13 protein-coding genes and 1 pseudogene are annotated in these 13,072 nt (G+C 72.2%); 4 read left to right on the top strand and 10 right to left on the bottom strand.

Translation table 11 applies throughout. From position 1 onward, the window contains the following. The 3 genes and pseudogenes from DW299_RS19335 to DW299_RS18475 form a co-directional block, all read left to right on the top strand. Positions 1-353: pseudogene (locus DW299_RS19335) on the top strand (ROK family protein); the annotation flags it as partial. A 109-nt stretch (positions 354-462) separates the two neighbouring features. Continuing rightward, on the top strand, positions 463-1,056 hold the full coding sequence (locus tag DW299_RS18470; RefSeq protein WP_136037442.1) for a short chain dehydrogenase: 594 nt from the start codon (positions 463-465) through the stop codon (positions 1,054-1,056). A 50-nt stretch (positions 1,057-1,106) separates the two neighbouring features. After that, positions 1,107-2,807: a long-chain-fatty-acid--CoA ligase gene (locus DW299_RS18475; protein WP_136037443.1), complete on the top strand. Its 1,701-nt coding sequence runs from the start codon at positions 1,107-1,109 to the stop codon at positions 2,805-2,807. Positions 2,808-2,809: 2 nt separating this feature from the next. Here the strand turns inward: DW299_RS18475 and DW299_RS18480 are convergent, their stop codons facing one another. Beyond that, positions 2,810-3,109, bottom strand: a complete 300-nt coding sequence (locus DW299_RS18480; protein WP_136033320.1) for a chorismate mutase — start codon at positions 3,107-3,109, stop codon at positions 2,810-2,812. Positions 3,110-3,171: 62 nt separating this feature from the next. On the opposite strand from DW299_RS18480, the gene DW299_RS18485 reads away from it, so the two are divergent. Continuing rightward, positions 3,172-4,401: an AI-2E family transporter gene (locus tag DW299_RS18485; RefSeq protein WP_136033318.1), complete on the top strand. Its 1,230-nt coding sequence runs from the start codon at positions 3,172-3,174 to the stop codon at positions 4,399-4,401. A gap of 63 nt (positions 4,402-4,464) precedes the next feature. Here the strand turns inward: DW299_RS18485 and DW299_RS18490 are convergent, their stop codons facing one another. The 9 genes from DW299_RS18490 to DW299_RS18530 all read right to left on the bottom strand — a co-directional run bounded on the left by DW299_RS18490 (position 4,465) and on the right by DW299_RS18530 (position 13,064). Next, the gene (locus DW299_RS18490; protein WP_136033312.1) at positions 4,465-5,382 is read right to left on the bottom strand and encodes an ABC transporter substrate-binding protein; all 918 of its coding nucleotides are present in this window, start codon (positions 5,380-5,382) and stop codon (positions 4,465-4,467) included. Positions 5,383-5,473: 91 nt separating this feature from the next. Beyond that, positions 5,474-6,199, bottom strand: coding sequence for an ABC transporter permease (locus tag DW299_RS18495; RefSeq protein WP_136037444.1), 726 nt, complete (start codon positions 6,197-6,199; stop codon positions 5,474-5,476). Beyond that, positions 6,196-6,888 carry an ABC transporter permease gene (locus DW299_RS18500; RefSeq protein WP_136037445.1) on the bottom strand — a complete coding sequence of 231 codons (693 nt, stop codon included), beginning with the start codon at positions 6,886-6,888 and terminating at the stop codon, positions 6,196-6,198. Before DW299_RS18500 ends, DW299_RS18495 begins: the two co-directional genes overlap by 4 nt. Continuing rightward, on the bottom strand, positions 6,885-7,745 hold the full coding sequence (locus DW299_RS18505; protein WP_136037446.1) for an ABC transporter ATP-binding protein: 861 nt from the start codon (positions 7,743-7,745) through the stop codon (positions 6,885-6,887). Before DW299_RS18505 ends, DW299_RS18500 begins: the two co-directional genes overlap by 4 nt. Before the next feature lie 40 nt (positions 7,746-7,785). Beyond that, positions 7,786-8,088, bottom strand: a complete 303-nt coding sequence (locus tag DW299_RS18510; RefSeq protein ID WP_136033303.1) for a DUF427 domain-containing protein — start codon at positions 8,086-8,088, stop codon at positions 7,786-7,788. 135 nt (positions 8,089-8,223) lie between these two features. Next, positions 8,224-9,657, bottom strand: a complete 1,434-nt coding sequence (locus tag DW299_RS18515; protein WP_136037447.1) for a dihydrolipoyl dehydrogenase family protein — start codon at positions 9,655-9,657, stop codon at positions 8,224-8,226. A 152-nt stretch (positions 9,658-9,809) separates the two neighbouring features. Continuing rightward, a complete protein-coding gene (locus DW299_RS18520) occupies positions 9,810-10,385 on the bottom strand; it encodes a biotin transporter BioY (protein WP_136037448.1) in 576 nt (191 codons plus the stop codon). A 74-nt stretch (positions 10,386-10,459) separates the two neighbouring features. Beyond that, positions 10,460-11,569 (bottom strand): SDR family NAD(P)-dependent oxidoreductase, encoded by a 1,110-nt coding sequence (locus DW299_RS18525; protein ID WP_205814449.1) that lies wholly within the window; start codon positions 11,567-11,569, stop codon positions 10,460-10,462. Positions 11,570-11,666: 97 nt separating this feature from the next. Next, a complete protein-coding gene (locus tag DW299_RS18530) occupies positions 11,667-13,064 on the bottom strand; it encodes an MFS transporter (RefSeq protein WP_136037449.1) in 1,398 nt (465 codons plus the stop codon). Positions 13,065-13,072: the final 8 nt, after the last annotated feature.

A 13,072-nucleotide genomic window follows, 5' to 3' on the forward strand; every position in this document is an offset into this window, starting at 1 on the left:
GTGCACGCTGCCTGTGCGGACGCGACGGCTGCGTGCACGCGTGGGCGTCGACGCCCGCGCTGCGCCGCCGTCTCGACGAGCCCGGCGCAGACCGAGACGCGGTGCTCGCCGAGGCGGGGGCGCGACTGGGCACCTCGCTCTCCGTGATCGCCGCGGCCGTCGACCTTCCGTCGATCCTGCTGAGCGGACCGTCCGACATCGCCACCCCCGCGTTCGTCGAGGCCACGGCGACCGCGGTCCGCGCGGCGTCGCACCCCTCGCTCGGGCCCGCGGTCGCCTCCAGCACGCTCGACGACGCGGTGCTGCGCGGGGCCGCCGCCCGCGTGGTCGCTGCAGCGTTCAGCCCCCGCTGACCCCGTCCCGCCGACACCCTGGCCCTCGCCGACCCTCCCGTCGCGAAGGGTGCAAGACTCGAGCGGTGCGCGTCTGCGCGCGGAAGCAAGAGACCCCACGGAGGCACCCATGAAGGCACTGGTGATCGGCGCGACCGGCAGCATCGGCGGCGTGGTGGCCGCGACCCTGGAGACCCGCGGCCACCAGGTGATCCGCGCCTCCCGCAGCGGCGATGAGCGCGTGGACGTGACCGACCCGTCGTCGATCCGGGAGCTGTTCGCGCGCATCGGACGCCTCGACGCGGTCGTGGTGGCCGTCGGCTCGGTGCCCTTCCGGCCGCTCAGCGACCTGAGCCGCGACGACTACCTCGCGGCGTTCACGGGCAAGACGCTCGCCCAGCTCGACGTGGTGCGCGAGGCCCTTCCCGTCGTCGCCGACGGCGGCTCGATCACGCTGACCAGCGGGGTGCTCGCCCGGGAGCCCATCGCCACCGGCGCCGCCGCCGCGATGGCCAACGGCGCCCTGGAGTCGTTCGTGCTCACCGCCGCCGCCGAGGCACCGCGCGGCATCCGCATCAACGCGGTCTCCCCCGACGTGCTCGCCAACTCCCCCGGCTACTTCGACAGCTTCCCCGGCCACCGCCCCGTCACCGACGAGGAGGTGGGTCGCGCCTACGTGCGCGCCGTCGAGGGCGTGATCACCGGACGTGTGCTCCCGGTCTGACTCCCGTCAAGGGGGCCGCGCCGCCCGCGTCCGTGGCGCAGGATGAGAACATGACCGACCCCCGCCTCTCGACCCGACCCTGGCTCGCCGCGTACGCGGAGGGCGTCCCCGCCGAGATCGACGAGCCGACCCAGACGCTGCCGCAGATGATGGCGGCGAGCGTCCGACGGTACGGCCGCCGTCCCGCGCTGGAGTTCTTCGGCGCGGTGACGACCTACCGCGAGCTCGGCGCGCAGATCGACCACGCGGCGGAGGGACTGCGGCGACTCGGGGTCAGCCCCGGCGACCGAGTGGCCCTCGTGCTGCCCAACTGCCCGCAGCACGTGGTCGCGTTCTACGCCGTGCTCCGCCTGGGCGCCATCGTCGTCGAGCACAACCCGCTCTACACCGCCAGGGAACTGCGCCACCAGTTCGAGGACCACGGCGCCCGCGTCGCGATCGTGTGGGACAAGGTCGCCGACACGATCGACGGCTTCCCCGACGACGTGCGCGTCGACCACGTCGTGAGCGTCGACATCACGACTGCGATGCCGTGGTCGAAGCGCTTCCTCCTCCGACTGCCCCTTCCGAAGGCCAGGGAGTCGCGGGCCAAGCTCACCGGCTCACCGCGCTCACGCCACGTACGGCCGTGGAAGGGGCTCCTCGGTCACGGCCGCATCTCCCGCCGCGTGCCGGCGCCCGCACTCGGCGACACCGCGCTGCTGCAGTACACGAGCGGGACGACGGGCACCCCGAAGGGGGCGATCCTCAGTCACGCCAACCTCCGCGCGAACGCGATGCAGGGTCGCGCCTGGGTGCCGGGACTGCGTGACGGGGAGGAGACGTTCTACGCCGTGCTGCCGCTGTTCCACGCCTACGGCATGACGCTGTGCCTCACCTTCGCGCTCAGCATCGGCGCGACCGTGGTGCTGTTCCCCACGTTCGACCTGGGCCTGGTGACGACGGCCGCCCGCACGCGCCCGCCCACGTTCCTGCCGGCCGTGCCGCCCATCTACGACCAGCTCGCCCGGGCGGCCGGACGCGGCACCATCGACCTGTCCCGCGTGCGCTTCGCGATCTCCGGGGCGATGAGCCTGCCCGTCGCGACCGTGCGGCGCTGGGAGGACGCGACCGGAGGACTGCTCGTGGAGGGGTACGGCATGACCGAGGCGTCTCCCGTCGCGCTCGGCAACCCCATGGGACCCACGCGACGACCGGGCACCGTCGGCGTGCCGTTCCCCAGCACCGAGATCCGGCTCGTCGACCCCGACGACCCGGAGAAGGACGTCCCCGCCGGCGAGCGCGGGGAGCTCTTGATCCGCGGTCCCCAGGTGTTCCAGGGGTACTGGCAGCGCCCCGGCGAGACGGCCGAGGCGCTGCTCCCCGGCGGTTGGCTGCGCTCGGGCGACATCGCCGAGGTCTCGCCCGACGGGTTCGTGACGATCGTGGACCGCCGCAAGGAGCTCATCATCACGGGCGGCTTCAACGTGTCGCCCAGCGAGGTGGAAGATGTGCTCGACGCCCACCCCGATGTCGTGGCGGCCGCGGTCGTGGGCCTGCCGCGGTCGAGCGGCGGTGAGGAGGTCGCGGCGGCCGTGGTGTTCCGTGAGGGTGCGGTGCCGGACGTCGAGGCGCTGCGCGACTTCTGCCGCACCCGGCTGACCGCCTACAAGGTGCCGCGCCGGATCGTCGCGGTGGATGAGCTCCCGCGGTCCCTCATCGGCAAGGTGCTGCGGCGCGAGGTGCGCGACCGGATGCTGCGGGACCGCTGAGGTCAGCGGCTCTCGGCGGCCTCGGTGTGGTGGCGGATGACCTCGGCGACCACGAAGTTGAACCACTTCTCCGCGAACTCGGGGTCGAGGTGCGCCTCTTCGGCGAGCGCGCGCAGCCGGGCGACCTGCTGCTCCTCGCGCTTCGGGTCGGACGGGGGCATCGCGTGCTCGGCCTTGAGGTGCCCCACCTGCTGCGTGGCGCGGAACCGCTCGGCCAGCATGAAGATCAGCGCCGCATCGATGTTGTCGATGGTGGCGCGCAGACGGAGCAGCTCGGCCTTCGGATCCTCTACGGCGGTCATCCCCCCACTCTAGGGGCGAGGGGCACCCCTGACCGGCGGGGGTCCAGCGCTATCGTGTGCACATGAGCAACGACGAGTCGCCGGCCCCCGCCTCCCACGACGACGCGCTCCCGCAGCCCTCGGACGCGGCCCCGGCACCCGTCGATGCCGCGCTCCCCGGACCGCCCGACGCCGCGGCTCCCGCGACCACCGCGACCCCGCCGCGTCCGGTGGTGATCGAGCCGACCACACCCAGCCGCTCGTTCTGGACGCGCATCGACCGGCCGTTCGTGTTCGGCTTCCTGGTCACCCTGGGCGGTCTCGGCGCGTTCGTGATCGGCCTCGCCCTGTGGAACCTGTCCACCGTGCTCATCTACATCGCGCTCGCCCTGTTCGGCGCGCTCGGCCTCGATCCGGCGGTGCGCTTCCTGGAACGGCGCGGCCTCTCCCGGGCCATCGCCGTCGTCATCACGATCGTCGCCCTCATCGTGGTCTTCGGTCTGGTGCTGTGGATGATCATCCCGATCGTCGTCGACCAGATCGCCGAGTTCGTCCGGTCCGTCCCCGGCATGGTCCAGGACTTCACCGGAACCGACCTCTACAAGACCCTCAACGACCAGTTCGGCGACCAGTTCCAAGACCTCGTCGGCGAGGTGCAGAGCTTCCTGTCCGACATCGGCAACCTCGCCACCATCGGCGGCGGAGCCCTCGCGGTGGGCGCCTCGATCGCCTCCGGCATCTCCGGCGCGATCGTGGTGCTGGTGCTGACGCTCTACTTCCTCGCGACGCTCCCGGCCATGAAGCAGGGTCTGCTGCGCCTGGCGCCCGCGCGCGACCGGGACCGCGCGAGCGACATCAGCGAGCAGATCACCGACTCCGTGGGCGGCTACGTGATGGGCATGGTCGTGCTGGCGTTCTGCAACGCGACCCTCGCCCTCATCCTGTACGCGGTGCTCGGCCTGCCGTTCCCGCCGCTCATGGCCGCGATCGCGTTCTGCGTGACGCTCATCCCCCTCGTCGGCTCTGTGCTCTTCTGGATCATCGGCACGGGACTCGCGCTGTTCACCAACCCGATCGCGGCGCTGATCTTCGCCGCGATCTACCTCGTCTACATGCAGATCGAGGCGTATGTGCTCACCCCGCGGGTCATGAACCGCGCCGTGGCCGTGCCCGGCTCGCTCGTGGTCATCGGGGCGCTGGCCGGCGGCACACTGCTCGGTCTGCTCGGCGCCCTGGTCGCTGTGCCCGTGACCGCGTCGATCCTCATCATCATCAAGCAGGTCCTGGTCCCCCGCCAGGACGCCCGCACCTAGCCTCGGCACGCACACGGAAGCGCCCGGCCCCGCGAGGGACCGGGCGCTTCCGTCGAGCTCAGCTCAGGCGAGGTCGTTGTCGGCCAGCCACTGCTTCGCGATCTCCTCCGCCGACTTCTTGTCGACCGTGCTCTGCACGTTGAGGGCCACGAGCTCCTCGGCCGTCAGCTTCTCGCTGATGCCGTTGATCACGTCGGCGATCTCGTCGGCCACATCGCTCGACGCGATCGGCACGACGTTGGACGCCAGGATGATGTTCTCCGGGTCTTCCAGCGACACGATGTCCTCGGTCTGGAAAGCCGGGTCGGCCGAGTAGATGTCGGCCACCTGGATCTCACCGGCCAGCAGCGACTCGAGCGTGGTCGGGCCCGTGGCCGAGAACGCCAGGTCCACGCCGTAGACCTCCTTGGCCTTCGCGGGGCCGTAGGGGCGCTGCTCGAACTCCGGCGCCGCGCCGATCGTGACCGGGGTGGTGACCTTCGACAGGTCGGCGATCGTGGTGAGGCCGTTCTCCTCCGCGAAGCTCTTCAGCACCGTGTAGGTGTCCTGATCGGTCGCCTCGGCGTAGTCGAGGGCGGTGAGGCCGTCGGGCAGGGTCTCCTGCAGTGCGGCGTAGACGTCTTCCGGGCTGGTGGCGGTGGCGTCCTTGTCGAGGTACTCGAGCAGGTTGCCCGTGTACTCCGGGAACAGGTCGATCGCGCCGGACTCCACGTCGGGCATGTAGGCGTCGCGCTGACCGATGCTGAACTTGCGCTCGACGGTGAAGTCGGCCGCCTCCAGCGCCTGGGCGTAGATCTCGGCGATGATCTCGTTCGAGTAGTACGCCTGCGAGCCGATCACGATGGTGTCGCTGCCACCCGAACCGGAGTCCTCCGTCGGGGTGTCGAGCGGGTTGCTGCTGGTGCAGCCGGCGAGGACGAGCGCTGCGGCGATCGCGGCGCCGCCGGCGAGGGCGAAGCGGGACGTGCGTGCGGTGAACATGGGACTTCCTCTTCTCTGGGACCTGCGGATGCTGTGGTTCGGACGGATGCTGTGGTTCGGACGGATGCTGTGGCCTCGGTGGCGCTGTGGTTCAGGCGGGCGCCGGAGCGGGCGCGGCGACGGGCGCCTTGGCCCGGCGACGCTGCGGACGGGTGCGCACGCCGCGCGGGACGGCGGCGTGCTGCGCGAGGGCGAGCAGGAGGTCGACGATGAGGGCGAGCACCGCGACGAGGATCGCGCCGCCGAGCACCTGATCGAAGCGGCGCAGGGGGATGCCCTGGATGATCGGCCAGCCGAGACCGCCGAGGTTCACGTAGGCGGCGATCGTGACCGTGGCGATGACCTGCAGGAGCGCCGAGCGCAGGCCGCCGACGAGCAGCGAGAGCCCGAGCGGCACCTCGACCTTCCAGAACACCTGCCACTCGGTCATGCCCATGGCCCGCGCCGCGTCGAGCACCCGGCGGTCGATGGCCTCGAGTCCGGTGTACGCGCCCGCCAGCAGCGACGGGATCGCGAGCAGCACGAACGTGATGATCGCCGCGAGCGGGGTGCGCAGCACGCCCAGCAGCAGCACCAGGAGCACCATGAGGCCGAACGACGGGATGGCGCGCGCCGCTCCGGAGACCGCGACGGCGATCTCCCGACCGCGACCCGTGTGCCCGATCAGCCACCCGAGCGGCACGGCGATGACCGCGGCGATCACGACCGAGACGACCGTGTAGTAGATGTGCTGCCCGAACAGCACCGGCAGCGAGTACGCGCCCTGCCAGCGGTCGGGCGAGAACAGCCACGCGAAGGCCTCCGCGAACAGGTTCATGCGGCCGATCCGATCGCCGCCGTGCGGCCGGCCGCCGCCTTCGTCGCCGTCTTGGTGACCGCTCTCGTCCAGGGCATGAGCGCCCTGCCGACCAGGAGGAGCAGCAGGTCGACGATCAGGGCGATCACGACGACCGCGACCACGCCCGCGAAGACCTCCTCGATGATGCGGCGCTGCAGACCGTCGGTGAACAGGTACCCGAGGTTGCGCACGCCGATCAGGATGCCGACCGTGGCGAGCGAGATCGTGCTGACGGCCGTGACGCGCAGCCCCGCCAGGATCACCGGGCCGGCGAGCGGGAACTCGACAGCCCAGAAACGGCGGAACGGTGCGAAACCGGTCGCGGTGGCGGCCTGCCGCACGTCGTCGTCCACCGAGTCGAGGCCGTCGGCGACCGCGCGCACCAGGATGGCGACCGCGTAGATCGTGAGGGCGATCACCAGGTTCGGCTCGCTGATCGCGGAGTAGCCCAGCACCGCGGGCAGGAGGATCAGCAGCGCGAGCGAGGGGATCGTGTACAGCAGGCCCGTGAGCGCGATGATCGGGCCGCGCACCAGGCGGTAGCGCCAGGCCACCCACCCGAGCGGCAGCGACAGCACGAAACCGAGCACGATCGGCACGACGCTCTGCCGCAGATGCGCGACGGTGAGGTCGAGGATCAGGCCGAGGTTGTCGACCGCCCAGTTCACGGGGCCGCCTTCGCCGCGGCCGCCTCGTCGACCACGTCGTCGGGGGCGTCGACAATCGCGCCCTGGGTGCGGCCCTCGGAGTCGACCACGACCGTGCCGCGCGGCGTCTGCTTGAGGTGCAGCGCCCGGCGGCCACGGTCGGCACCGATGAACGCGGAGACGAACTCGTCGGCCGGATTCTCGATGATCTCGCTCGGGCTGCCCACCTGCACGACCCTGGCGCCCTTGTCGAGGATGACCACCTGGTCGCCCAGCAGGAACGCCTCGTCGATGTCGTGCGTGACGAACACGACCGTCTTGTCGAGCTCGTGCTGAAGCCGCAGCGTCTCCTGCTGGAGGTCGGCGCGCACGATGGGATCGACCGCGCCGAAGGGCTCGTCCATCAGGAGGATGTTCGGGTCGGCGGCGAGACCGCGGGCCACGCCGACGCGCTGCTGCTGCCCGCCCGAGAGCTGGCTCGGGTAGCGGTCGGCCAGAGCGTGGTCGAGGCCGACCGTGGTCATCAGCTCGCGCGCCCGCTGGTTCGCCTCCTTGCGCTTCACGCCGTTCAGGCGCAGCACGGTGGAGACGTTGTCGATCACGCTGAAGTGCGGCATGAGGCCGGAGTTCTGCATGACGTAGCCGATGCGGCGGCGCAGGGCCACCGGGTCGCCGGCGAGCACGCTCTCCCCGTCGATCTCGACCTCGCCCGACGTGGGCTCGACCATGCGGTTGATCATGCGCAGCAGCGTGGTCTTGCCGCAGCCGGACGAACCGACGAACACGGTGGTCTTGCGCGACGGCAGCACCAGGCTGAAGTCGTTCACCGCGAGCGTCCCGTCGGGGAAGCGCTTGGTGACGTGGCGGAACTCGATCATGAGGGGTTCTCTCCGACGGTCGTGCGGGCGAGGGCGCGGCTCAGGCCGACACCTCGACGCCCGGGGCGAAGGCGACGTAGCCCGAGAAGTCTTTTCCGACGCGGTCGAACGCCGACGGGTACGGGTGCGGGTACGACCAGGCGAGATCCTTGTGCAGCTCTCCGTCGGCCTCGATGGAGTAGTACTGGCACTCGCCCTTCCACGGACACGTGTACGGCGTGGGGCTCTCGACGAGCACGTCGGGCGAGACGGATGCGGGCGGGAAGTACCAATTGCCCTCGATGCGGATGAGGTCGTCCTGTGCGGCCTCGGCGATCACGGTTCCTGCGAGTACAGCCTTCATGGTCCTGCCTCCTCGGATGTGGGTTCGAGCGTATAAGACGCGTCCGACATCGGGTGATGCCTTGCGCGCGGGGTCGTCAATATGAGAAACAATCCGGATCGTGTTCGGTGCGGTCGCGGGATCGGATTGCCCGGCTCACGCCGAGTCGCGCCCGTAGCCCTCCAAGAGTCGCAGCCAGATCTCGCTGATGGTCGGGTACGAGGGCACCGCGTGCCACAGGCGCGCGATGGGCACCTCGCCCACGATCGCGACGGTCGCGGCCTGCACGAGCTCCGCCACCTCCGGGCCGACGAAGGTCGCCCCGATCACGACGTCGCGGTCGGTGTCGATCACGAGTCGCGCCTGCCCGGCGAACCCGTCCTCGTACAGGCTCGCGCCGGCGACCCACCCGAGGTCGTAGTCCACGACCTGCACGGCCGTGCCCGCCTCGCGCGCCGCGGCCTCGGTGAGTCCGACGGAGCCGACCTCCGGGATGGAGAAGGTGACCTGGGGGACCGCGGCGTGATCGGCCGTCGCGGCGTGCCGGCCCCACGGGGCGTCGTCGACCTCGCCGCCGTTCGCCCTGGCTGCGATCACGTCGCCCGCCGCCCGCGCCTGGTACTTGCCCTGGTGGGTCAGCAGCACCCGCCCGTTCACGTCGCCGACCGCGTACAGCCAGTCCACCCCGGGCACCCGCAGCGTGTCGTCGGTCTCGATCCAGCGTCCGGGTTCGAGCCCCACGACCTCCAGGCCGATATCGGCGCTGCGCGGCGAACGGCCGGTCGCGACGAGCACCTCGGCGGCCGTGACCTCCTCGCCGCTGTCGAGCGTGATGGTCACGCCGTCGTCGCCGCGGCGCACCGCCGTGGTGCCGGTGTTCGTGCGCACGTCGACGCCGAGCTCTTCGAGGCCGGCCGTCACGCGCTGCCCCGCGAACGGCTCCATGCCGCCCAGCAGCCCGCTGCGCGCGAGCAGGGTCACGCGCGAGCCGAGGGCGGCGTACGCCGTGGCCATCTCGACCGCGACGACACCGCCGCCGATCACCGCGAGGCTCTCCGGCAGCTCTTCGGCGCTGGTGGCCTCGCGACTGGTCCACGGGGAGGCCTCGCGGAGCCCGTCGATCGGCGGGATCACGGCGTCGGAGCCCGTGCTGATCGCGACCGCGTGCCGGGCCCGCAGCACCCGGGTGGCGCCGTCGGCGTCGGTCACGGTGACCTCGCGCTCGCCCGTGAGACGCCCGTGGCCGCGCGCCAGGTCGATGCCGGCCGACTGCAGCCACGACACCTGCCCGTCGTCCGACCAGTTGCTCGTGAAGCTGTCGCGGCGCTCGAACACGGCCCGCACGTCGAGCGTGCCGGTCACCGCCTGCGACGCCCCGGCCACGTGCTGCGCCGCCCGCAGCGCCTGCGCCGAGCGCAGCAGCGCCTTCGACGGCATGCACGCCCAGTAGGAGCACTCGCCGCCCACCAGTTCGCTCTCCACGATGATGGCGGTGAGCCCGCCCTGCACGGCCCGGTCGGCGACGTTCTCGCCCACCGGCCCCGCACCCACCACGATCAGGTCGTACTCGTCGGTCTTGTCGGCAGTCATGCGTCGCACCTCTCCGTCGCCCGTGTCAGGCAAGTCTTGCTCATGACGAACGTCGAGTCACGGGCGCGTTGTTCCCGCCGCGCCGAAACTGCTCGGAGACGAGACGCTCCGGTCGCGTCGGCGCGCGACGGCGACCGGAGCGGCGGACGACGTCAGGCGACGGCGGCGCGCTCGCGCGTGTCCGCGAACGCCCGCGGGTACGCCCGGCGCAGCGCCACCACGATCAGCGTGGCCGCGGCGACCTTGATCAGATCGCCGGGGAGGAACGCGAGGGCCGACAGCGCGGTGAGGTCGAGCGGCACTCCCGTGACGAGGGCCTGCACGGGGATGCCGAACGCGTACACCACGAGCACGCCACCGACGAGCGCGGAGAGCGCGACCCGCCACCACGCCGGGCGACCGGTGCGCAGGACGAGCCCGATCACGACGACGCCCGCGATCCAGCCGAGCATGTACCCCGCGGTCGGCCCCACGAACACGCCGACGCCGCCGCGCCCGCCCGCGAGCACCGGCAGGCCGATCGCGGCGAGCGCGAGCACGACCAGGATCGACAGCGGGGCGACGCGCGGCCCGAGGACGAGTCCGGCGAGCATGACGCCGAGGGTCTGCGCGGTGATCGGCACCCCGCCGGGCAGCGGCACGACGACCGTGCCGAGCACGATGATGAGGGCGGCGAAGACGGCGATGCGGCCGAGCGTCGCACCGGTGTCGCGGGAGGTGGGGGTCATCGGGTGTCCTTCCTGAACGGTGTTCACCTGAACACCGTTCAACAGAGTAGGGAGGCCGATGCCCTCCGCGCAAATCACTCCGCGTCGGGAACGAGCACGACCTTCCCGCGCTGACGGCGATGCTGGATGGCGTCGTGCGCGGCGGCGGCATCGGTCAACCGGAACACGTCGACGGGCGGGTCGACCCGCCCGTCGGCCACGGCCGCGAGGGCCGCCGTCTCGAGCACCCGGAGGTCGGCGATGGCCCGGCCCAGCGGCACGGTCACGGTGAGCGAGTTCTGCACGATGTCGTCGCCGTCGACACGGAGGAGTTCGCCGCTCGACCATCCGATGATCACGACGCGGGAGCCGCGCCCGAGCGACTCGAGCGCCGCGCGTCCCGTCGGACCCCCGACCCCGTCGAGCAGGACCGTCGGCACCGCGCCGTCCAGGAGGCCGGTCAGACGATCCGGCCACGCGTCGTCGGTCGCATCGAGCGGCAGCAGGCGCGCGGCGGAGTGCTCGACCCGACGCCCGAGCTGCGCCACCACCGCGCGCTTCGCCTCGCCACCGTAGAGCGCGACCACGGTCGCCCCGACCGAGAGCGCGAGCTGCGCGACCTGGCTGCCCAGTCCGCCCGAGGCACCGGTGACCAGGACCACGTCGTCCGCGCCGATCTGCGCCGCCTGCCACACGAGCTGCGCCGTGCGCCCGCTGCCGATCGCCGCGACCGCCTGCGGGAACGGCACGTGCGCGGGCACCGGGTGGAGCGCAGCAGCCGCCGCGAGGGCGAACTGCGCATACCCGCCGCTGCGGAAGCCGACGTGCGCGACCACCCGCGCGCCGAGAAGGTCGGCGTCGACGCCCGCACCCACCGCATCGACGATCCCCGCGACCTCGCGCCCCGGGGTCATCGGCAGCACGGGGCGCGGCATCGACGGGGGCGCCGCGTCGCGCCGGATATCGAGGTCGACCGCGTGCACGCCTGCCGCCGCGACGCGGATGCGCACCTCGCCCTCGCCGGGCTCCGGTACCGGCACCCGTTCGATCCGCAGCACGTCGGACTCGCCGAACTCGCGCTGCACGATCGCCGCCATCGTCGCCACCGGCGCCGCGCCGTCTCCACCCCGCCGAGCGGCCGTCGTCTCCACACCCGTCACGTTCCCGCCCCTCACATCCGTGCCCGTCGTGCCCGTACCCGTCATGTCTGCACTCCTCCCGCTTCCGCCTGCCATCGCTTCTCCCGCTCTCCCCGATCCCGCGCTTCCCGGATCCGCCGTGCGGAGGATCCGGGTCGCCAGATCACGCGCGCGCCTCCGTGCTGGCACCCCCGGCGCGAACCCTCGGCGCGAGCACGGCGGCCGCCAGCGCGAGCAGCGCCGCCAGCGCGAACACACCGAGGAAGGGATCGGCGGCGGCCAGCGCGAGGAAGACCATGCTCGTCACCGCGAGGGCCAGCGCGCTGCCGAACGAGTCGGCCACCGTCATCGCACCGCTGTTGAACCCCTGCGTCTCCGGGGTCGACAGGGCGAGGGTGAGCGCGCTCGACCGCGGACTCATCAGGCCCATCCCCGCCCCCGCCACCACCCAGGCGGCCGCGATCAGCACCGCGTCCGCCTCGAACGCGGTGATCGCGACCGTCAGCAGGATCCCTCCGAGCACGAGAGCCGTCCCGAGGCGCACCGCGGTCACGCTCGACAGCCGCATGCCCATCCGCCCCTGCACGGTCGCGGCGAGCGACCATGCGAGGGCGCCGCCGGTGAGTGCGAGCCCGGCGACCGTCGGCGTCAGGGCGTAGCGGTCGGTGAGCAGATACGGCAGATAGATCTGCGCACCGAAGAACGCGGCAGCGGCGAGACCGCGCACCAGGATCACCGACGGCAGGCCGCGCACGGCCCGCAAGGTGCCGCGCGGGACCAGCGGTCGCACGGCGATGAGCGCCACGACGACCGCGACGACGGCCAGCGCCGGGCCGACGCCGGGCACGTCGCCCACCAGGTTCAGGGCGAGCACCGCGACCGCCGCCAGCACCGACCAGCCGAGCCGGGCGACCGCCCACGGCGTCGCCGCGTCACCCTCGTTCGACAGCCCCCGCAGCGCCGGCACGATCATCAGCAGCGCGACGAGCACCAGCACGACGACGCCGAGGAAGACCCAGTGCCAGCTCCACAGCTCGGTCACCGCGCCCGCGATCGTGGGACCGATCAGCGAGGGGATCACCCACGCGGCGGCGAACCCGGCGAAGATCGCGGGGTGCAGCGCCTGCGGGTAGACCCGGGCGACCACCACGTACAGCGCCACCATGAGCCCGCCGCTGCCCAGGCCCTGCGCGAACCGGCCCGCGACCAGCACCTCCATGCTCGGCGCGAGTCCCGCGATCAGGAGGCCGACCACGAACAGCACGATCGAGGAGTACAGCGGGGCGACCGGACCGCGTCGATCCGCCCAGTTGCCCGCCGCGACCATGCCGATCACGCTCGTGGCGAGCGGTCCGGCGAAGGCGAGCGCATACAGCCGCTCGCCGTCGAGGTCGGCGCTCACGGCGGGCATCACCGTCGTCACCGCCAGCGACTCGAACGCGCCGAGGAACACCAGGGCGCACGCGCCGATCGTGATCCACACGTACTCGCCGCCGAGGATGCGGGGGGTGGGTGGCGTGGGTGGCGTGGACGGCGCGGCGCGCCCGGTCTCGGTGGTCATGAGGTCGA

This window comes from Microbacterium sp. K35, assembly GCF_004794375.1.
GTDB lineage: Bacteria > Actinomycetota > Actinomycetes > Actinomycetales > Microbacteriaceae > Microbacterium > Microbacterium sufflavum.

Excerpts from the sequence above, each read along its gene's own strand:
- DW299_RS18505 (WP_136037446.1), bottom strand. The coding sequence starts at position 7,745 with ATGATCGAGTTCCGCCACGTCACCAAGCGCTTCCCCGACGGGACGCTC.
- DW299_RS18515 (WP_136037447.1), bottom strand. The coding sequence starts at position 9,657 with ATGACTGCCGACAAGACCGACGAGTACGACCTGATCGTGGTGGGTGCG.
- DW299_RS18510 (WP_136033303.1), bottom strand. The coding sequence starts at position 8,088 with ATGAAGGCTGTACTCGCAGGAACCGTGATCGCCGAGGCCGCACAGGAC.
- DW299_RS18495 (WP_136037444.1), bottom strand. The coding sequence starts at position 6,199 with ATGAACCTGTTCGCGGAGGCCTTCGCGTGGCTGTTCTCGCCCGACCGC.
- DW299_RS18480 (WP_136033320.1), bottom strand. The coding sequence starts at position 3,109 with ATGACCGCCGTAGAGGATCCGAAGGCCGAGCTGCTCCGTCTGCGCGCC.
- DW299_RS18485 (WP_136033318.1), top strand. The coding sequence starts at position 3,172 with ATGAGCAACGACGAGTCGCCGGCCCCCGCCTCCCACGACGACGCGCTC.
- DW299_RS18530 (WP_136037449.1), bottom strand. The coding sequence starts at position 13,064 with ATGACCACCGAGACCGGGCGCGCCGCGCCGTCCACGCCACCCACGCCA.
- DW299_RS18525 (WP_205814449.1), bottom strand. The coding sequence starts at position 11,569 with ATGACGGGTACGGGCACGACGGGCACGGATGTGAGGGGCGGGAACGTG.
- DW299_RS18520 (WP_136037448.1), bottom strand. The coding sequence starts at position 10,385 with ATGACCCCCACCTCCCGCGACACCGGTGCGACGCTCGGCCGCATCGCC.
- DW299_RS18475 (WP_136037443.1), top strand. The coding sequence starts at position 1,107 with ATGACCGACCCCCGCCTCTCGACCCGACCCTGGCTCGCCGCGTACGCG.
- DW299_RS18490 (WP_136033312.1), bottom strand. The coding sequence starts at position 5,382 with ATGTTCACCGCACGCACGTCCCGCTTCGCCCTCGCCGGCGGCGCCGCG.
- DW299_RS18470 (WP_136037442.1), top strand. The coding sequence starts at position 463 with ATGAAGGCACTGGTGATCGGCGCGACCGGCAGCATCGGCGGCGTGGTG.